The organism is Actinoplanes sp. SE50/110 (assembly GCF_900119315.1).
In the GTDB taxonomy this organism is placed as follows: domain Bacteria; phylum Actinomycetota; class Actinomycetes; order Mycobacteriales; family Micromonosporaceae; genus Actinoplanes.
The window spans coordinates 6926295-6943100 of sequence record NZ_LT827010.1 but is presented as its reverse complement, the minus strand read 5'-3'; the positions used below and the strand labels follow the sequence as shown (position 1 = coordinate 6943100).

The 16806-nt window shown below is 69.3% G+C and carries 20 protein-coding genes, 1 tRNA gene and 1 pseudogene; 6 read left to right on the top strand and 16 right to left on the bottom strand.

Going from position 1 to position 16806, the window contains the following annotated elements; all coding sequences use genetic code 11:
- Positions 1 to 20: 20 nt before the first annotated feature.
- From ACSP50_RS31035 to ACSP50_RS31025, 3 genes are all read left to right on the top strand, one after another.
- Entirely contained in the window at positions 21 to 1118 is a 1098-nt protein-coding gene (locus tag ACSP50_RS31035; protein WP_014693264.1) for an RNA ligase RtcB family protein, read from the top strand.
- 185 nt (positions 1119 to 1303) lie between these two features.
- Complete coding sequence (locus ACSP50_RS31030; RefSeq protein WP_043515872.1) at positions 1304 to 1915, top strand: peptide chain release factor-like protein; 612 nt, start codon at positions 1304 to 1306, stop codon at positions 1913 to 1915.
- 1 nt (position 1916) lies between these two features.
- On the top strand, positions 1917 to 2867 hold the full coding sequence (locus tag ACSP50_RS31025) for an HD domain-containing protein (protein ID WP_014693262.1): 951 nt from the start codon (positions 1917 to 1919) through the stop codon (positions 2865 to 2867).
- A 347-nt stretch (positions 2868 to 3214) separates the two neighbouring features.
- On the opposite strand, the gene ACSP50_RS31020 is transcribed toward ACSP50_RS31025, so the two are convergent.
- On the bottom strand, positions 3215 to 4453 hold the full coding sequence (locus ACSP50_RS31020) for an alpha/beta hydrolase (RefSeq protein WP_014693261.1): 1239 nt from the start codon (positions 4451 to 4453) through the stop codon (positions 3215 to 3217).
- 499 nt (positions 4454 to 4952) lie between these two features.
- Between ACSP50_RS31020 and cmk the strand changes: the two genes are divergently transcribed.
- The 3 genes from cmk (at position 4953) to ACSP50_RS31005 (ending at position 7191) form a co-directional block, all read left to right on the top strand.
- The gene (cmk, locus tag ACSP50_RS31015) at positions 4953 to 5633 is read left to right on the top strand and encodes a (d)CMP kinase (RefSeq protein ID WP_014693260.1); all 681 of its coding nucleotides are present in this window, start codon (positions 4953 to 4955) and stop codon (positions 5631 to 5633) included.
- The gene (der, locus tag ACSP50_RS31010) at positions 5630 to 7066 is read left to right on the top strand and encodes a ribosome biogenesis GTPase Der (RefSeq protein ID WP_014693259.1); all 1437 of its coding nucleotides are present in this window, start codon (positions 5630 to 5632) and stop codon (positions 7064 to 7066) included. The genes cmk and der overlap by 4 nt, the downstream gene beginning before the upstream one ends.
- A gap of 51 nt (positions 7067 to 7117) precedes the next feature.
- Positions 7118 to 7191, top strand: a tRNA-Pro gene (locus tag ACSP50_RS31005).
- A gap of 69 nt (positions 7192 to 7260) precedes the next feature.
- Here the strand turns inward: ACSP50_RS31005 and ACSP50_RS31000 are convergent.
- The 15 genes and pseudogenes from ACSP50_RS31000 to ACSP50_RS30925 all read right to left on the bottom strand — a co-directional run bounded on the left by ACSP50_RS31000 (position 7261) and on the right by ACSP50_RS30925 (position 16575).
- Positions 7261 to 8427, bottom strand: a complete 1167-nt coding sequence (locus ACSP50_RS31000) for a site-specific integrase (protein ID WP_014693258.1) — start codon at positions 8425 to 8427, stop codon at positions 7261 to 7263.
- Positions 8424 to 8585 (bottom strand): helix-turn-helix domain-containing protein, encoded by a 162-nt coding sequence (locus tag ACSP50_RS30995; RefSeq protein WP_052311966.1) that lies wholly within the window; start codon positions 8583 to 8585, stop codon positions 8424 to 8426. Before ACSP50_RS30995 ends, ACSP50_RS31000 begins: the two co-directional genes overlap by 4 nt.
- 73 nt (positions 8586 to 8658) lie before the next feature.
- The gene (locus ACSP50_RS30990; RefSeq protein WP_014693256.1) at positions 8659 to 10455 is read right to left on the bottom strand and encodes a replication initiator; all 1797 of its coding nucleotides are present in this window, start codon (positions 10453 to 10455) and stop codon (positions 8659 to 8661) included.
- A 1-nt stretch (position 10456) separates the two neighbouring features.
- On the bottom strand, positions 10457 to 10750 hold the full coding sequence (locus ACSP50_RS30985; protein ID WP_014693255.1) for a hypothetical protein: 294 nt from the start codon (positions 10748 to 10750) through the stop codon (positions 10457 to 10459).
- A pseudogene (locus tag ACSP50_RS30980) lies at positions 10747 to 11576 on the bottom strand (DUF2637 domain-containing protein). Before ACSP50_RS30980 ends, ACSP50_RS30985 begins: the two are co-directional and overlap by 4 nt.
- A complete protein-coding gene (locus tag ACSP50_RS30975; protein ID WP_014693252.1) occupies positions 11573 to 11863 on the bottom strand; it encodes a hypothetical protein in 291 nt (96 codons plus the stop codon). Before ACSP50_RS30975 ends, ACSP50_RS30980 begins: the two are co-directional and overlap by 4 nt.
- Positions 11864 to 12041: 178 nt before the next feature.
- Complete coding sequence (locus ACSP50_RS30965) at positions 12042 to 12458, bottom strand: RRQRL motif-containing zinc-binding protein (protein ID WP_014693250.1); 417 nt, start codon at positions 12456 to 12458, stop codon at positions 12042 to 12044.
- Positions 12455 to 12781: a hypothetical protein gene (locus ACSP50_RS30960; protein ID WP_014693249.1), complete on the bottom strand. Its 327-nt coding sequence runs from the start codon at positions 12779 to 12781 to the stop codon at positions 12455 to 12457. Before ACSP50_RS30960 ends, ACSP50_RS30965 begins: the two co-directional genes overlap by 4 nt.
- Complete coding sequence (locus ACSP50_RS30955; RefSeq protein ID WP_014693248.1) at positions 12778 to 13227, bottom strand: hypothetical protein; 450 nt, start codon at positions 13225 to 13227, stop codon at positions 12778 to 12780. Before ACSP50_RS30955 ends, ACSP50_RS30960 begins: the two co-directional genes overlap by 4 nt.
- An 86-nt stretch (positions 13228 to 13313) precedes the next feature.
- A complete protein-coding gene (locus ACSP50_RS30950; protein ID WP_014693247.1) occupies positions 13314 to 13514 on the bottom strand; it encodes a hypothetical protein in 201 nt (66 codons plus the stop codon).
- Positions 13511 to 14335, bottom strand: coding sequence for an FtsK/SpoIIIE domain-containing protein (locus ACSP50_RS30945; protein WP_052311964.1), 825 nt, complete (start codon positions 14333 to 14335; stop codon positions 13511 to 13513). The genes ACSP50_RS30950 and ACSP50_RS30945 overlap by 4 nt, the downstream gene beginning before the upstream one ends.
- Before the next feature lie 123 nt (positions 14336 to 14458).
- Positions 14459 to 14833: a hypothetical protein gene (locus ACSP50_RS30940; RefSeq protein WP_014693245.1), complete on the bottom strand. Its 375-nt coding sequence runs from the start codon at positions 14831 to 14833 to the stop codon at positions 14459 to 14461.
- 11 nt (positions 14834 to 14844) lie between these two features.
- Positions 14845 to 15765, bottom strand: a complete 921-nt coding sequence (locus ACSP50_RS30935; RefSeq protein ID WP_014693244.1) for a hypothetical protein — start codon at positions 15763 to 15765, stop codon at positions 14845 to 14847.
- A gap of 114 nt (positions 15766 to 15879) precedes the next feature.
- A complete protein-coding gene (locus ACSP50_RS30930; RefSeq protein ID WP_014693243.1) occupies positions 15880 to 16089 on the bottom strand; it encodes a hypothetical protein in 210 nt (69 codons plus the stop codon).
- A 168-nt stretch (positions 16090 to 16257) separates the two neighbouring features.
- Complete coding sequence (locus tag ACSP50_RS30925) at positions 16258 to 16575, bottom strand: hypothetical protein (protein ID WP_014693242.1); 318 nt, start codon at positions 16573 to 16575, stop codon at positions 16258 to 16260.
- Positions 16576 to 16806 lie beyond the last annotated feature (231 nt).

Here is a 16806-nt window from a genome sequence, read left to right as displayed (position 1 = left end):
CCTGGGAAAGAGCGTCAGTTTTGTCTGCCAGTGTGTCTGTTTTCGCTTCACCCTCCAGCTGGATCGAGTCGAGCGCGCTCGACCAGTGCCACCAGGTCGCCGCGCTGCCCGGCATGCGCCACGTGGCCGGCATGCCCGACCTGCACCCCGGCAAGGGGGCCCCGATCGGCGCGGCGATGCTGTCGTCGGTCCTCTACCCGCTGCTGGTCGGATCCGACATCGGCTGCGGCATCGCGGTCTTCCCGTTCCGGCTCAAACGCGCCGTGCCGGAGAAGCTCGCCGCCCGGTTCCCCGACCTGGACGTGCCCGACCCTTTCCACATGCCGCCGGTTATTGAGATCCCCGATCCGTTCGGCACGGCCGGCCCCGCCCTCACCGACAGCCTCGGCACGGTCGGTCGTGGCAACCATTTCGTCGAACTGGCCCGCGTCGACACCGTTTTCGACGCTGACCACGCCACCCGCCTGGGCCTGTCCCGCGGCGACCTCGTGCTGATCGTCCACAGTGGTTCCCGCGGTCTCGGCGAGCGGATCCTGCGCGCCCACACCGAGGTGCACGGCGCCGGCCCGGCCGCCGACCCCGAGGCGTACCTGTCCGCCCACGACGCCGCCGTCCGCTGGGGCTCGCTGAACCGCCGGGTGATGGGCGCCCGGGTCGCGGACGCCCTCGGCGCCCCGGTCGAGCCCCCGATCATCGACGAGTGTCACAACTCCGTCGAGATCCGCGACGGCCTCTACCTGCACCGCAAGGGCGCCGCCAACGGCGACGGCCGCGACGTCCTGATCGCCGGCACCCGCGGCACCCCGTCGTTTCTGGTCGCCGGCCACGCCGGCGCCGACGCCGGCTTCTCCGTGGCCCACGGCGCCGGCCGCAAGATGTCCCGAGCCGACGCCCTCCGGCGCGGCAAAGTCAAACACACCATCGAAGAATTACGCCGTACGCCGTTGGGCTCCCACGTGGTCTGCGCCGACCGGCAGTTGCTGTTCGAGGAGGCGCCGAGCGCCTACAAGCGCATCGAGCAGGTGATCGGGGACCTGACCGGCCACGCCCTGGCCAGCCGGATAGCCAGCACCGTTCCCCTGGTCACCTACAAGACCGCCCACGGCGGCCGGAAATGAACCGCCGGACACGGATCGGTCAGGGTGCTTCTGTCGGTCCCGGTTCGTCCGTCGTCGCTTCCGGTGGTGGGCGGGCGGTCGGGTCCGGTGGTGCTTCCGGTGGTGGGCGGGCCCTCGGGTCGGATGGTGCCTCCGGCGGCGGTCGGGCCGTTGCGTCCGGTGGTGAGGCGGTCGCGCGCGTTCAGCTGCTGCTGTCGGCGGGTCGCGGGCCGCAGGAGTGTTCGTGGGCGGTCGCCCAGCTGGCCCGCCGCCTGGAGGCGGACGCGCGTCGCCATCGGCTCGCCACCGCGCGCCTCGCATCGATGCCCGGCGAGCACCCCGCGACGTACCGTTCCCTGCTGGTGCGCGTCTGCGGCCCGGCCGACGCGGTCCGCGCGTTCGCCGCCTCCTGGACCGGCACCCTGTGCTGGCAGGCGCCGAGCCCCTACCGCACCGGCCCCGGCCGCAAGAACTGGTATGTCACCGCCCAGCCCGGCGACCTCGACACACCACACACCGCCTTCCGGGAATCCGACGTGGACATCGTCCCGGTCCGCACCGGCGGACCGGGCGGCCAGCACCGCAACAAGGCCAGCACCGCCGTCCGCGCCACCCACCGCCCGTCCGGCCTGGTCGTGGTCGTCGACACGGAACGCCGGCTCTCCCTGAACCGTGCCGCCGCGCTGCGCCTGCTCCGCGACCGCCTCCGCCGGCTCGACGAGGCCGCCGCCCGGCAGGCGGTCACCTCCCGCTGGCGTCTGCACGACGACCTGGTCCGCGGCGATCCGACCCGTGTGGAGCGCCCCTTACACTCGTGACATGGGCGCTACTGTAAGTGACCTGATCCGTATCGTCAGTGACGATCATCATAACGGGGACATCCCCCTGGTCTGGGACGCCTACCGATTCGCCGACCGTGCCCACCGCGGGCAACGCCGCCGCACCGGCGACCGGCTGATCACCCACCCGGTCGCGGTCGCGGCGATCGTCGCGGAACACGGCGGCTCAACCCCGGCGGTGTGCGCCGCCCTGCTGCACGACGTCATCGACGACGCCCGCATCCGCCCGTCGACCGTGCGCCACGAGTTCGGTACCACCATCGCCGACCTGGTCGACGACGTCGCCGCCCGAGTCGTCCGCGACCTCGACCTGTCCCCGCCCACAACGCCCCCTCCCCGCCGGAACCCGGTTCCGCTGCGTCGCGCCCCGGTTGCACCAGGTCGTGACCTGCTTCCGGCCGGCCGTGACCTGCTTCCGGCCGGCCGTGACCGAATTTCGGCCAACCGTGACCGAATTTCGGCTGGCCGTGACCGAATTTCGGCCCGCCGTGACCTGATGCTGATCACTGCCGCTGATCGGTTGCACAACCTGCGGACCGTCCAGCCGCTGCCACCATCCCGGCAGCGGGCGGTGTCCCTCGACACCCTGACGTTCCATGTGCCACTCGCCCGGCACCTGCGGGCCCCCGCGATCGTGACGGAGCTGACCGACCTGGCCTGCCGGCATCTGATCACCGCCGACCGGCCCGGCCTCCGGATCCGATCCCGGCGCCTGTTCACCGTCGCCCGCCGCACCGACCCCCGCTGGATCACCGAGACCACCGCGGCCCTCGGCGGCGGCGCCCTCTTGACCAGCGGCATCCTTCCCGAGTGGGCCGTCGCCACCGGCGGCGCCGGCCTGCTGACCCTGCTCACCGCCGCACTCTTCAGCCGCGACCCGAAGGCCGCCGATCGTCTCGCCTCGCTGATCCGCGCCTGGCGCCGCGACTGACCGGCCGCCGCCCTGGCGATCCGGTCGGCACCTGGTAGCCGTCCCATGACCCGGGCCCCACCCGCCGTGCAGGCGACGGGCCAGGTCGTCATGCGGTGTGACCTGACGGTGGCCACCGCCCCCTCGCTCGGGTGCGGTCGCCGATCCTCCAGCGCGGTGGCAACTCCCGTCCCGGGGCCGAGCCGGCGGGCGTGCAGCAGCTGGGCCAGGGCGGGGGCGAGCACCGGCCGGTGCGTGCCAGGCAGTGGAGCGGTCCCGGGTAGCGCGAGCCGCGGCGAGGTAGGGCCCCACGGTGGGCGCGGGCCGGTTCGGGTCATCGCCGCCGCCCACCGATCCGGACTGATCCGTCAGAGGGACATCCCGGCCAGTCCGGCGAACCAGCGGGTGATCATCGGCACCGCGAGGAGCTCGGATCCCTCGTGGACCATGCCGTCGTACGAGGTGTCCACCCCGGCGTCGACCACCGGGACCCGGACGCCGTGCGCGGCGAACGACCCCCGGCAGGCCGTCGTGTTGCCGGTGACCGCCTGCTCGTCGCCGGGGCTGAAGTACAGCCGGACCGGCACCCCGGGCGTCCACTCGCAGACGCTGTCCGCCTCGCGCAGCGCCGCCGCGAACCGGCCTCGCGGGTGCGACAGCAGGTCACGGCCGGCCGGGGTGAGCAGCAGGGCGGGCGACTCGGGCACCCCGGCGAGCACCTGCGCACCGGGATGGCCGGCGTCGAACAGGTCGCCGATACTGACGTAGTCCGCGGTGAACACCACGGCCGGATCCGGATAGATGTCGTGCCACCGGTCGTACGAGGTCAGCAGGTACGCCAGGTAGGCCGCCGCCAGCCGCGGCACCACCCCGGACGCCGGGTCCAGCGCCGCCGGGATCTCCACCCGGCGCAACGCGTACCCACCGCTGATCGGCGCGATCGCGGCCGCCCGGAACCACGGGTCGGCCCCGGACCGCAGCGCCCGGGCCAGCCCGAGCGCGGCCGACGCGCCCTGCGAGAAGCCCGACGCGTACACCTCCCGGTCCAGCTCACGGCCCTGCCCGGCGGTGAACGTGCGGGCCGCCCGGAGCAGGTCGAGCGACGCGCTCGTCTCGGTCGGCACGTCCATCCACGGGTGCGGGCCGGTGCCGGCGCCGAGCCCCAGATAGTCGGGCGCGACCGCGGCGAAGCCGGCCGACGCGAACGAGATCGCCGGCCCGGTCAGGAACGGGTCGGTGCCCAGTGACGGGGCATCCCCGCGATACACCGACGTGCCGTGCCCGAACGACACCGTGCGCAGGTGCGACGAGCCGTCGAGCGGGAGCACGAGCAGCCCGCTCGCGGTGGTGGGCCGGCCGTTCGGATCGACCGTGCGGTAGATGAGCTGGTGCAGGCTCACCCCGTACCGCGCAATGGTGGCGTCGAAGTGGTTGGCCGCGAGGAAGGCCGCGACCTGATCCCGGGACTGGTACGTCGTGACGGGATGGGCCGCGACCAGCCTGCCCCGCGCGACCGGCGACGGCCCGGCGGCAGCGGGCGTGCCGAAGCCCGCCGCTGCCACCGCCGCCAGCAGGACCGTTGCGATGGTTCGCCGAAGTGTCCGCATGCGACAGACGGTAGGCGCGTGGCCGGCCCGGCACATTGGGGTAGACCCGAGAAATCAGGGTGGAGCTGTCCCTACCGGGTTATCCCGATGGTCGCTGTGACCAGGGAGATCAGCGCTATGATCCGGGCTGCGAAGGTACGGACGGTATCGGCCCGATCGGCACGGCCGACCGGAATCGGTAGGGCCGGGAGTGCTCGTACCATTCGGGGGGATGCGCCGGTATGCGGCACGGCCCGTCGGGCAATCGGCGGTCTGCTGTCGACGTACACCGCAATCGTCAAGGACCGGCCACGGCCGCGAGTGGTGCGGGATTTTGTGCGCCACCGGCGCGCTCTTCGCTTCGCGATTATTCGGCGTACGCCGTGCGGCAGGCGTTGTCGCTGCCAGTGACCCCGGCGCCGGAACGGGTTGCGGGCGTGGGGAGCGACACCCAGGTTCGCCGGAGGCTTCGGCGGCGGGCACAATGGGAGGGTTGTTGCGGCGGGGACGAGGAGGAGCGGTGGCGCTAGAGGTACGGCCGGCGAGGTGCGTCGTGGCAGTCGACGGCCCGTCCGGCTCGGGCAAGTCCACCGTCTCCCGGCGCCTGGCCTCCGCGGTCGACGGCGTCTACCTGGACACCGGCGCGATGTACCGGGCGGTGACCTGGGCGGTGCTGCAGGCGGGCGCGGACCTGACCGACCCGGAGTCGATCACCAAGATCGCCCTGGAGACCGAACTGTCGATCGGCACCGACCCGCAGGCACCGCACTTCGCCGCCAACGGGACGAACGTCGACGCACCGATCCGCGGCCCCGAGGTGACCGCCGCGGTCTCCGCCGTCGCCGCGGTCCCGGCCGTGCGTAAACACCTGGTCGCGCTGCAGCAGGCGATCATCGCGGGCCAGCCGCGGATCGTCGTCGAGGGCCGCGACATCGCCTCCGTCGTCGCACCCGGCGCCGACCTCAAGGTATATCTGACCGCCTCGTCCGCCGCCCGCGCCCAGCGGCGCAGCGCCGAGGACGCCACCGATGTGGCGGCCACCGAGGCGGACCTGACCCGCCGCGACACGCTGGACTCCAGCCGCGCCACCGACCCGCTGCGCCAGGCCTCCGACGCCATCGAGGTGGACACCACCGGAATGGGCATCGACGAGGTCGTCCAGCACCTTTTGACTCTGCTGAACAGCAAGGTAAGTAAGTGACTGAATTTCCCGCCGACCTCGACATCAACGATTTCGAGGGTGGCCTCGACTTCCCCTCCCCCGCGGGGGAGGACACCTCCGACTCCTTCTCCGGCCCGGTGCCGGTGGTCGCCGTCGTCGGCCGTCCCAACGTCGGCAAGTCGACGCTGGTCAACCGGATCATCGGCCGCCGCCAGGCGGTCGTCGAGGACGTGCCCGGCGTCACCCGCGACCGGGTGCCCTACGACGCGTCCTGGACCGGCCGCCGATTCACCGTCGTCGACACCGGCGGCTGGGAACCCGACGCCAAGGACCGGGCCGCCGCCATCGCCGCCCAGGCCGAGATCGCCGTCCAGACCGCCGACGTGGTGATCTTCGTGGTCGACGTGACGGTCGGCGCCACCGACGTCGACGAGGCCGCCGTCAAGATGCTGCGCCGCAGCCACAAACCGGTCATCCTGGTCGCCAACAAGGCCGACAACCAGAACCTCGAACTCGAGGCGGTCTCGCTGTGGTCCCTCGGCCTCGGCGAACCCCACCCCATCTCGGCCCTGCACGGCCGTGGCTCCGGCGACCTGCTCGACGACATCCTCGACGCGCTCCCGCCCACCCCCGCCGTGATCGAGGGCGCCCCGCGCGGCCCCCGCCGGATCGCCCTCGTCGGCCGCCCCAACGTCGGCAAGTCCAGCCTGCTCAACCGCCTCGCCAACGAGGAACGCGCGGTCGTCGACTCGGTCGCCGGCACCACCGTCGACCCGGTCGACAGCCTGGTCCAGATGGACGGCGAAATCTGGCAGCTGGTCGACACGGCCGGCCTGCGCAAGCGCGTCCACCAGGCCTCCGGCACGGAGTACTACGCCTCACTGCGCACCGCCGGCGCCGTCGAGGCCGCCGAGGTCGCCGTGGTGCTGCTCGACTCCGGCGAGGTCATCAGCGAACAGGACCAGCGCGTCATCACCCAGGTGATCGAAGCCGGCCGGGCCCTGGTCATCGCCTTCAACAAGTGGGACCTGGTCGACGCCGACCGCCGGTTCTACCTGGACAAGGAGATCGACCGCGACCTCAAACGGGTGACCTGGGCAGTCCGCGTCAACATCTCCGCCAAGACCGGCCGGGCCGTCGACAAGATCGCCCCAGCGGTACGCCGTGCCCTGGCCTCGTGGGAGCAGCGCATCCCGACCGGGGCGCTCAACCAGTGGCTCACCGCCCTCACGCAGGCCACCCCCCACCCGGTCCGCGGCGGCCGCGCCCCCCGCGCGCTCTTCGCGACCCAGGCAGGCGTGGCCCCGCCGCGCTTCGTCCTGTTCACCACCGGCCCGTTCGACGCGGGCTACCTGCGCTTCATCGAACGCAAGCTCCGAGAGGAGTTCGGCTTCGAGGGGACGCCGATCGAGCTGTCCGTGAAACCCCGCAAGAAGACGGGGCCGGGGGGGCGGGGGAAAGCTCATGGGTGAGGTTGGTAAGCTTTAGGAGATGTCGCGCCGGGCTGGGGTTCGGGGCGGGATCGGGCTGTAGCGCAGCTTGGTAGCGCACTTGACTGGGGGTCAAGGGGTCGCAGGTTCAAATCCTGTCAGCCCGACGCAGGTCAGAGGGCATATCTCATCGAAGGATATGCCCTCTCTGCATGTCTGGGTAACTAACTGGGTGACTAAGCCCCAGGAGTGTCATCCGGACCGAAGATCCGGTCCATGGCCACCGCGCCGTTCAGCAGAACCGGGCGCAGTTGGTGGCGGTAAACGGTCTCGGTGATCGAGGTGCCGGAATGACCACACAGGTCGGCGATTTCCTCGATGCTCATCCCATTGTCGGACAGCAGCGAAACGAAACTGTGCCGTAATTCGCGGGGCGTCCATTCAGCCGGATTCATTCCGGGGACAGCCGCGACGATCGCGCGGAAGGCTCGCAGCACGTTGTGCCGGTCGAGCTGGGTGCCGACCTTGCTGGCGCAGACGTAGTCATCCGGTCGTGGATCTCCGTGCGCCGCGCGTTGCGCGGTGAGGACCCGGACACAGCGAACCGGCAGGGCGAGTGAACGCCGTGACTTCTTGGTCTTGGTGTCACCGTGGGCGCGCACCGAATGCCATACGTGGATGGCCGGCGGAATCGGTGGCTCGGCGTCCGGACGTCCGACCAGGTCGACGTGCTGCCAGGTGAGTTCTCGCAGTTCCTCGGTACGAGCACCGGTCAGCAGCGACAAAACTACATACGCGTGCAGGCTGCTCGACTCGGCAGCGACGAGGAGCGCTTTGGCCTGCTCGTAGGTGAGTGACTTGGAGGGTCGTCCGGCGGTGCCGGTCGGTACCTTGCAGAGTGCGACGACGTTGCGCATGACCTTGTCGCGGGCCATCGCTCGGTTGATGGCGCGATTCGCGATCGAGTGCAGCAGTCGCAGCGTGCGGGTGCTGAGAATCTTGGCTTTGTCGGCCAGCCACCTGTCAATGTCGGTGGCGCTGAGTTCCTTCTGTTTGCTGGGGTCACGGAGCTTGCGTGCACCGATCGCCGGGATGATGTGACCGTTGGCCAGCAGCGTGTAGTTGTTGACCGTTTCCTCGTCGACGTCGGGAAGTCCGTAGGTGAGCCAGTCCGTGACGGCGTCGGCGACCGTGTAGCCGGTCGTGGGGATCGACAGCCCGTCCTGGTACTCACGGATCTTCTGACGGAGTGCATTGTTGGCCTCGGTCTTGGTCTTGCCGCTTGCCTTACGGACGATGCGTTTACCGGCCGGGGTGTATCCGACGGTGACCGAGGCGATCCAGCGCTGGCGCTGTTCGTCCCAGTGCAGCCCGCCGTCTCCACGGCTGCGGCGTTTGGTCATGCGGCGACTCCTTTCTTGCTTTCCTGTTCGAGCAGGGTGACGTAGGCGGTGATGGCGCTGGCCGGGACCAGCCGGGTGCGACCCTCCTTGACGGTGCGCAACCGCCCCGAGCGGATCAGTTCATAGATGACGGAACGGCTCAAGCTCAGCATCCGCATGGCTTCCGGGATGCGGTAGAGCGCCTTCGGGGTGATGCCGTCCAACGGGTGACTCCTCCTTTTGCGGCTTCGATCAGGCGGCGTTCAAGGCGACAGGCCGGGACGTGCTCGCTTCGTGCGCGAGTTCCTCTCGGCCGATGGCTTGTCGCTCGCGGGCCTGAGCCGCAGCGGTGTTGGCGAGGAGTGCGTCGCCGGTGGTGTGCCAGCCGACTCCGGCGAAGGTCAGGGTGCCGACGATAAGCGTGGTTTCGTCGAGGTGGTCGACGGTGTGCACGGTGGCGTTGTCGGCCGGATCGGGCTCAGCCCGGCGGAAGTCGATGCGAGTCTCGCGGAGCAGGCGGAAGGTGACCGAGTACCGGCGGGCTTTGGTGAGGAAGTGGCCGCCGAAGCCGAGCATGTGCGCCCAGCGGCGGAGCCGGGCGTATGGGGTGGGCTGGCGGTCGTTGGGCCGTTGGGTGTCAAGGCTGGCTTGACGTTCGGCGACGCATACAGGGCAGGTCCGGTAGCGGGTGCGGGTACCGCAGTCCGGACAGTGGCGGGGCGCTCCAAAGGGCTGCCGGATTTTGGCACCGGCGGTGCCGGTGTAGACGGGGAGTCGGATCGCCGTTTTGCCAGCTGGGGCGTCGGGGTCGTTGCCGAGATGCCAGCAGGCGTGGATGAGCCGGGCGATGTGGTCTCCGGCGGGATCGGCGTGCTGCGTGATGGTGTCGCCGGTGATGCGCGTCGAATTGTGGCCGGTGATCTCGGTGCTTTTGGTGGCGTACTTGGCGAGGTATCCGGCGACCATGCTGTCGGTGACTTCGCCGGTGCCGGTGAGGCTGATCGGGCGGATGTCGATCTGTTCGCCCCAGGCCATCGGCCAGCCGTCCGGCCGGTCAGGGTGGTCTGGGGTGGTGAAGTCGATGTCGCTGGCGGCGGTGAGTGCGTCGACCAGGTCGTTGAGGCCGATGCCGGGTGGTGGGGCGACGACGCGGGTGGGGTCGGTGGGGTCGATGCCGTCGAGCCGGATCAGGGCGTGGAAGTGGACCGCGCCGCGGCGTTGCATCTCGGCGGCTTTGCCGTGGGCGAGGCGGACCGGTGGGATCCGGCGCAGGTTTTTGCCGTTGCTGACCTCGTGGAACGGGATGCCGCGGGCTTTGCAGAGTTTGGCGAGGCGGCGTTCGGCGTCCTGTTTGGTGCGGTGCCAGAGTTCGCCGGAGAACAGGTTCCAGACGACGTGGTGCTGGTGGTCGTAGCAGTCCAGGCAGAGGGGACGGCCGAGCTGGGGGTCGCCGGGTTCGTGGCGTGCCCAGCAGACGGCGGGTTGGTAGTGCTGGCAGAGGCCGGGGTTGCGGCGGGCGTGGCAGGGTTCGGGGCGGCAGCTACAGCGGGCGCGATTCGTGCAGGTGTGTTTGCGGACGTGGCGGGTGTGGACCGCGCCGAAGGAGGGGGCGGTGAGGGTGACGAACACGGCGGGGTGCCGGGCGACCGTGGTGGGGACGCCTTTGCCGCCGATGAGCCCGGCGCGCAGGATCTGGAACGCGTCGCGCTGGTAGGTGCGGGCGCAGGCGGGGCACACGGTGGAGCGCCGGTTACCGCAGGCCTTGTAGATAGCGGCATCGGGAAGTTGGTCGGTGTGCCGGGAGTCGAGCAGGCGCCCGGTGGTGGCTTCGATGGTGTCGAGGGTGCCGGTGAGCCGGACCGGGCGGGTGCACCCGGCGGCGGCGCGGACGTGGTCGAGCCAGTCGAAGTAGCCGGGTTGGGTGGCGCGGGTGAGGGCTTGGCCGGCTGCGGTGTAGTCGGCGGGTGGGGGTGTCCAGGCGTCGGCGTTCGAGCCCGCACCCCGGGCAGAGTTCTCCCGGGGTGCGAGGTCCAGCGTCGACGTGCTCATGTCAGGCAGCGATCCTGGTGGTGGCGAGCTGCGGGCCGTGGTGGCCGACGAAGGTGCTGGTGATGTGCCGTTCGATGACGGTGATGCGGCAGGCCGGGCATTGCCGATGGTGGGGTTCGTGACGGCCGCAGTCGATAACGGCGGTCTTGTCGCCGCAGCGGATGGAGATGGGGTTGCGGCAGGGGCCGCCGTCGACGGTGGCGACGATGGTGCGGCGGGTGTCGAACGGGTGCAGCTCAGGGTTGGCTGGGCAGGTGTGGGTGATGTGGTGGATGTCGACGTGGACGAAGGTCATCGGGCGCCGCCGGTCAGGGTCGGGATGTGCCCGTTGATGCGTGCCGGGTTGGTGTCCCGGATGGTGGTGATCAGGGTTTCGGCGACGGCCGGGGTGATGTTGAGTCGCAGGGCGAGGTCGTCGGCGGTGATGGGCTGGCCGGTGGTCTGCTCGTGCTGGACGACCGAGAACCGGGCGGCGGGCAGCAGGTGAGCCGGGACGACCGGCGCGGTCTGTGGGGTGGCCGGCTGTTCGACCGGAGCGGTCGGGCCGGTGGTGGTGTGCTCCGGTTCCGGAGTGGTCGCCGTACCGCGGGCTTTGATCTTGTTGACGGCGGTCATGAGTTCGGTGGCTTGTTTGTCGATGGCGGTGAAGTCGGGGCGGATGCGTCCGGCGACGAGTTCGACGCCGATGACCACGACGACGACCAGGGCGAAGACGATGCGCATGCCGAGGTCGCCGGGGCGGCGAAGTTGACGGTGGCCGAGAGCAGGGCTGCGCCGATGAAGACGGCCATGGCCCAGCGTTTGGCGTCTTTGACGATGCCGGGGGTGCGGACGACGATCAGCATCGAGACCATGGCGGTGTCGAAGATCGCCGGGGGTAGGTAGGCGAAGTAGCCCGCGCCGGTGCTGGCCAGGTAGTGGGCCTGGTGGAGGTAGCTGGTGATCAGTGCGCCGATGAGGGTGGCTCGGTTGTAGCGTTTGACGCTGTCGATGGCCTTGAGCATGTTCGGGACGGCGCTCTTGGCGTACTCGATGGCGAACTGTTCGGTGAGGTTGACGCTCGCGGGGGCGGCCGGGCCGGTGGTCGGCTGTTGGGCCGCCTTCCTGCGGAGAGGGTTCATCGGATGCCTCCGTCGTTGGTGACGGGGATGACCGCGACGACGCCCATGCAGGCTTCGCACCAGACGGCGGACAGGCCGTCGTCGAACAGTTCGTTGATGCGGTCGTCGAGGGTTTCGTATTCGGCGGGGAACAGCGACGTGCTGCCGCATTCGTCGCACCACTGCTCGGTCGGGCAGAGGCACAGGACCGGGCCGAGGTCCGGGTGGATACCGGCGGGGCTCATGCCGCCGATGCACCACAGGCAGTTGTCGGTGGCCAGGTGCTTGCCCAGGTCGATGAGGCTCATCGTGAGACCTCCGGTGACCGGAGCGCCTGGTCGGTCCAGCCGCAGACGTCACAGTCGCGGTAGCCGCAGTACTGGCAGCACTGCGAACGATCCTGGTCTTTCGGCATGACTTCTGCGCAGTAGTGGTCGCCGCACTGGCACCGTGTCGTAGCGGGGCTGTTGTTTTCAGGGTCCGTGGTCATCGGCTGCCTCCTACTTCGCAGCTCAGGCAGATACCGGTGCGGCGCGGGATGTAGTAGTCACGGGTGACGCCGCAGGAGTCGCAGGTGCGGCGGGCGAGCAGCATCTTGGCGACGACCGCGAGCTGCGCCGCGGTGGGAACACGTTTCGGCTTGGCGAGGTCGCGCCGGTAGAGGTAGGCGACGCGGCGTTGTCCGCGGTGCATCCACAGGATCTGGGCGACGGGGTCGTAGCCGTTGGGGCAGAGGCCGTCGGCGCGCAGCTGGCGTCGGGTGGCCAGGTGCTCGGGCGCCTGCCGGTAGGGGAAGGTGGGGAAGCCGTAGCGGCTGCCGGTGGGGTCGTAGAACTCGACGCGGATGCCGGTGCGGGCGCCGAGGGCTTCGAGGTAGTCGTTGGTCAGGGCGGAGGTGGTCATTTATCGCCTCCCCAGCGTTGCTGGGCGGCTTGGCGGGAGATGCCGAGCCGGTCGCCGATTTCGGCCCAGGAATAGCCGTAGGCGCGCAGGCCGATGACGGCCTCGCTGATGGCGTCGTCGAGCTGGGCGGAGAGTCCGACCATGTCGCGCAGGGCTTCGACGTCGCCGGTGGCGACGCGTTTGGCGAAGGCGCGGATGATGCGCCGGACGAAGGCGGCGTATTCGTCGTTCTCGACGACGTCGCGGCGGCGCGGCTTCGAAGGCCGGCTGTCACCGGCCGGGGCGGTAGGTGTCAAGGCAGGGTTGACGTACGACAGGCTCACCGGGCACCCCCGGTGTGGTGCAGACGATCCCAGTCGTCAGCGGCGTCGGTGAGGGTCTCGATGACCTCGTCGCGGGTGCGGCCCTCGTAGTCGTTCCAGTCGCCGACGACGTCGATGGCGCTGGTCTCGTAGAAGCCGGTCGGGGTGTATTCCAGGTCGAGCCAGGCGGCGAAGACGCGCAGGGCGCGGATGGCGGCGATGGTGTCGGGGTCGCCGTCGAGGGTGCACACGCCGGAGGCCAGGCAGCGGCCGGTGGCGGCGGTCATGATCGCGCCGGAGGCGCAGGCGGGCGGAAACTGCCCGTCGGTGATGGCGACCAGGTCGTAAAACTGGTGCTGGGTCCAGCCGTGCTGCTGGAGGTAGAGGGCGGCGGCGCGCAGCAGCGCGGCCGGGGTCATCGTCGGGTCGGTAACGGGTGTGTTGGCCGGTTGATGGGTAGGCTTCATGGCAGCCACGTCCTTTCGAGGCTGTTGGTGGAGGTCGGCAGAACCCGCTTGCTTGCAGGCTGTGGGGGTTCTGTCGACCGCTTCCGTTATGCGGTTGTGGTCCCCGGTGCCGTCCAGCGGCGAGGATGGTGCTTGCGCACATGGGCGGCGGTGATCGCCAGGGCGAGGACACCGACCGGTGCCTGGTGCCGGGTGAGGTGGCCGACGAGAAGGCCGGCGAGGTAGGCGGTCGTGGTGGCGGTTCCAGCGATTACGCCGGTGATGGCCTGAGCGCGGGTTTCGGTCATGCCGCCATCTCCCATTGGGTGCGCCCGGTGTAGGAGGTCGTGGTGGCGGGATTGGTAGGGCGGCGTAGCCAGGCGGCATAGTCGGCGATGGCGTAGATGTCGTCGTCGGACAGCCAGGCCGCCTTGATCGGGTACGGGAGCTTCTTCTCGGCGCGCAGCAGGGCTTCGCCGGGGTTGTCGGGGCTGATGGTGGAGGCGTCGAAGCCGACCTCTGCGAGGCCGGAGCCGAGGATGACGTCGGAGGAGCCGACGGTGGTGCACCGGAAGGCGCAGCGGTAGCCGAACAGGTCCCGCAGGCTGGCGGGGATGATGTCCCAGGAGGGGCGCTGGGTGGCGCCGACGACGGGCATGGCGCAGGCGCGGCCCAGAGCGACCAGGCCCCGGAGCAGGGTCGAGAACTCTTCCTGTTGGGCCTTGGTGCCTAGCACGGTCGAGAACATCGCGATCTCGTCGATGATGGTGATGATCGTGGAGAGGTTGTCCTCCCGTGTGATTTTGCGGCGGCGGTTGGCGAGCAGCCAGCGGTAGCGGTTGCGGGCGACGGTGAGCAGGCGACGCACGGTCTTGATGGCCAGGTCGATGTCGTCGCCGATGAAGGCGTCCATGATCGGTTCCCAGGGGCCGAGTTCGACCCATTTGCCGTCCATGCCGATCAGGCGGGTGTTGTCGCTGAGTGCGGCGGTCGCCGCGACGAGGTTGAGCAGGCCGGACTTGCCGCCGCCGGGCTCACCAGCGGTAAGCAGGTTGTGGTAGACGATGTCGAGCGTGACGTGCTCGCCAAACTCGTCGATGCCGATGAACAGGGGATCGAACATCGACATGCCAGGCCCGACAGGCACCCGGTCGGTGCCGAGCGGATCGCAGGCGATGGTGCTCACGAGCTTCGCCTCCCTTCCGGAGGTGAAAGGGCAGGACGCTCGCGGTGGAGCGCCCTGCGGTAGGGGTCAGATGGGTTCGGTGGTGACGAGCGGGTCCCACCCGGATTCGCGTTTCACGGCCGACGCGCGGCGGCAGAGTTCGGCCACGAGCTGGCCGCAGTTGTGCGCGATGGTTCCCAGGCGGGCGATCAGCTCGCCCCGCTGTTGTTCGGTGAGCCCGTGATGGCTCCCGTCGGTCACGTCCCAGCCGTCGTCGATGTAGAGCTGGGCGAGTCCGTTGCCGTCGCTGAACAGCCCGGCGGTCATCCAGGCCAGGTCTTCCAGGGCCTGCCGGGAGTCGATGTCGCTGACGATCAGTTCGTCGTTGACGAAGTCGGTGACGCCCTGCGGATCGAGGCGTTCGAGGTGCTGGGTCTGACCGTAGAGGTCGAAGATGCTCATACGGGTGCTCCTCAGATCCACTGGTTGATGTCGTCGCCGTCGTCGGCGGCAGTGGCGGGTTTGCGGCCGTTGCTGCTGGCAGCGGCCTGTTTCGGGATGGCCGGCTCGGTGGCCGTCGGGATGTCGTCGATGTCGGGCAGGTCGAGGCCCGTGACAGTGGCCGACTCTTTATCGTCGAGCGGCACGATCGGATCGATCTCGTCGATCAGGGGGGTGCTCACCTTGGCGGTGAGGACTTCGCGGCGCTTGATGTCGAAGCGCACGAACGCAGAATTGGTGCTACCGGCCAGGTCGACCCTGACCGTTTTGGCATGGCAGGCCACGGCGATCTTGCCGACCTGCTGCGTGAGGTAATCGACCGACAGGCCGGGCCGCAGTAGGACCCAGACTCGTTCCCCCACCGGGGTGGGCCAGGCTCCGAGGATCAGCGGGAGGCTACCGGAGCGGTTGGTGATGATGAACTGCGAGAAGCAGACGCGCAGGCGATGCCGCACGGCGACACACCAGAAGATGGCGACGGTCCAGCGGCGCAGGACCGGAACGCAGGCCGGGCCGCCGACCAGGACGGCAAGGATGACCGCGGTCAAGATTTGTGAGGTACTGGCGGCCAGGGCGGTCCAGCCCCAGGCCAGCAGGACGGTGGCTCCGATTTCGGGAGTCCACCACCAGAGCATTCGCAGGACCGGCCAGCTACGGACCAGTGCCCAGACGAGGGCGCCGCAGACAGCGGCGATCGGAGCCGCGACGAACGCGGCCAGCAGCGGGTGCATGTGGCCCTTGGCCACGACCAGAGCGACCAGGCCGCTCACGATGACGGTGAAGATGAACGCGAAACGCGCGTTCTCGGCAGCCGAGCGATGTACCCGCTGCTCGATGACGGTGACAGTTCCGGAGCCTCGCCCAGAACGGCCGGGACGGGTAGATTTGGACACGACACGTCCTCCCTTGCGGGTTGGATGGGTTCAGGCGTGGGGCCGGATGGTGTGCGACCGTTACCGGCCCCGCGCTTTCTTACTGGTGATCAGCGCCCACGCGGGACGCGATTGTCAGCGCTGAGCGCGCTGGGGCTTCGGCTGCACCGAGCCGTACCGGGAGAAGGCCATAACCGTGAGGCCAGGAAGAATGCGGCCAGCGGCCTGGTTGATGAGGTCTTTGGTCTCGAGGAGATCACCCTGTTCGGTGATCGGATTTTTCGAGTGGATGTCGATGGAGCCGTAGCCCCCTTGGAACATGTAGGACACGTAGTAACGGAACATGATGGGTTCCTTTCAAAAAAATGATGATGGCCGCATATTGCGGCCGGAGGCCGGAACGAAATCGCTCCGGCCATCCGATGAATGAGCAGGGATTACGGCAGCAAAAGGCCGCCTGGGATCAGATGCCACGGACACTGTGGCGGCAGTACGGATGGGGTTGCGAAGGGCCTACTTCGCCGAGGCACCGGAGAGCGGCTTCAGCGACACCGCACGGAACGCGACGCCGTTACGCCCGTTGGTCGCCCACGGAATGGCCTCGAGCTGCTCGATGGCGACGAGCTGTCCCACCGTCACGTTCGGCTTTTCGCCAGCCGTCGTGATGGCGATGACCTCGCCGCCGGTCTCGTCGAGCACGATGACCTGGGTGGACCACATGGGCCGGCCAGTGTTCTTCTCGGAACGCTGGTTGCCGTTCTGGTCGTTCTTCGGCTCGGTCGGCTTCGACACCGTCACCTGCTTGCCGGTCGTGTCCACGTACAGCTTCACGAAGATCTCCTTCGTTCCAGGGATCCAACTGGAATCCCGAACCTTTTTGTTGAGCCGATCGGCTCCGCCCTCCATGAAACGCGGAAAATTGGCCCCGCAGCAGGTCTCCAGATTTGATCCGCGGAGGGCATCACTGGCTGGCAGTGACTAGGACTGACTCGGGCCTTGCGAATGACACGTCGATAGGGCAGTGTGAATGCGGCGCATTATCGACTCTCACAGGGCGGAGGC

What these genes read in the sequence shown, in the direction of transcription:
- ACSP50_RS31025 (WP_014693262.1), top strand. Translation starts at nt 1,917, where the DNA reads ATGGGCGCTACTGTAAGTGACCTGATCCGTATCGTCAGTGACGATCAT.
- ACSP50_RS31020 (WP_014693261.1), bottom strand. Translation starts at nt 4,453, where the DNA reads ATGCGGACACTTCGGCGAACCATCGCAACGGTCCTGCTGGCGGCGGTG.
- ACSP50_RS31000 (WP_014693258.1), bottom strand. Translation starts at nt 8,427, where the DNA reads ATGACCAAACGCCGCAGCCGTGGAGACGGCGGGCTGCACTGGGACGAA.
- ACSP50_RS30995 (WP_052311966.1), bottom strand. Translation starts at nt 8,585, where the DNA reads ATGCGGATGCTGAGCTTGAGCCGTTCCGTCATCTATGAACTGATCCGC.
- ACSP50_RS30990 (WP_014693256.1), bottom strand. Translation starts at nt 10,455, where the DNA reads ATGAGCACGTCGACGCTGGACCTCGCACCCCGGGAGAACTCTGCCCGG.
- ACSP50_RS30985 (WP_014693255.1), bottom strand. Translation starts at nt 10,750, where the DNA reads ATGACCTTCGTCCACGTCGACATCCACCACATCACCCACACCTGCCCA.
- ACSP50_RS30975 (WP_014693252.1), bottom strand. Translation starts at nt 11,863, where the DNA reads ATGAGCCTCATCGACCTGGGCAAGCACCTGGCCACCGACAACTGCCTG.
- ACSP50_RS30965 (WP_014693250.1), bottom strand. Translation starts at nt 12,458, where the DNA reads ATGACCACCTCCGCCCTGACCAACGACTACCTCGAAGCCCTCGGCGCC.
- ACSP50_RS30955 (WP_014693248.1), bottom strand. Translation starts at nt 13,227, where the DNA reads ATGAAGCCTACCCATCAACCGGCCAACACACCCGTTACCGACCCGACG.
- ACSP50_RS30950 (WP_014693247.1), bottom strand. Translation starts at nt 13,514, where the DNA reads ATGACCGAAACCCGCGCTCAGGCCATCACCGGCGTAATCGCTGGAACC.
- ACSP50_RS30945 (WP_052311964.1), bottom strand. Translation starts at nt 14,335, where the DNA reads ATGTCGATGTTCGATCCCCTGTTCATCGGCATCGACGAGTTTGGCGAG.
- ACSP50_RS30940 (WP_014693245.1), bottom strand. Translation starts at nt 14,833, where the DNA reads ATGAGCATCTTCGACCTCTACGGTCAGACCCAGCACCTCGAACGCCTC.
- ACSP50_RS30930 (WP_014693243.1), bottom strand. Translation starts at nt 16,089, where the DNA reads ATGTTCCGTTACTACGTGTCCTACATGTTCCAAGGGGGCTACGGCTCC.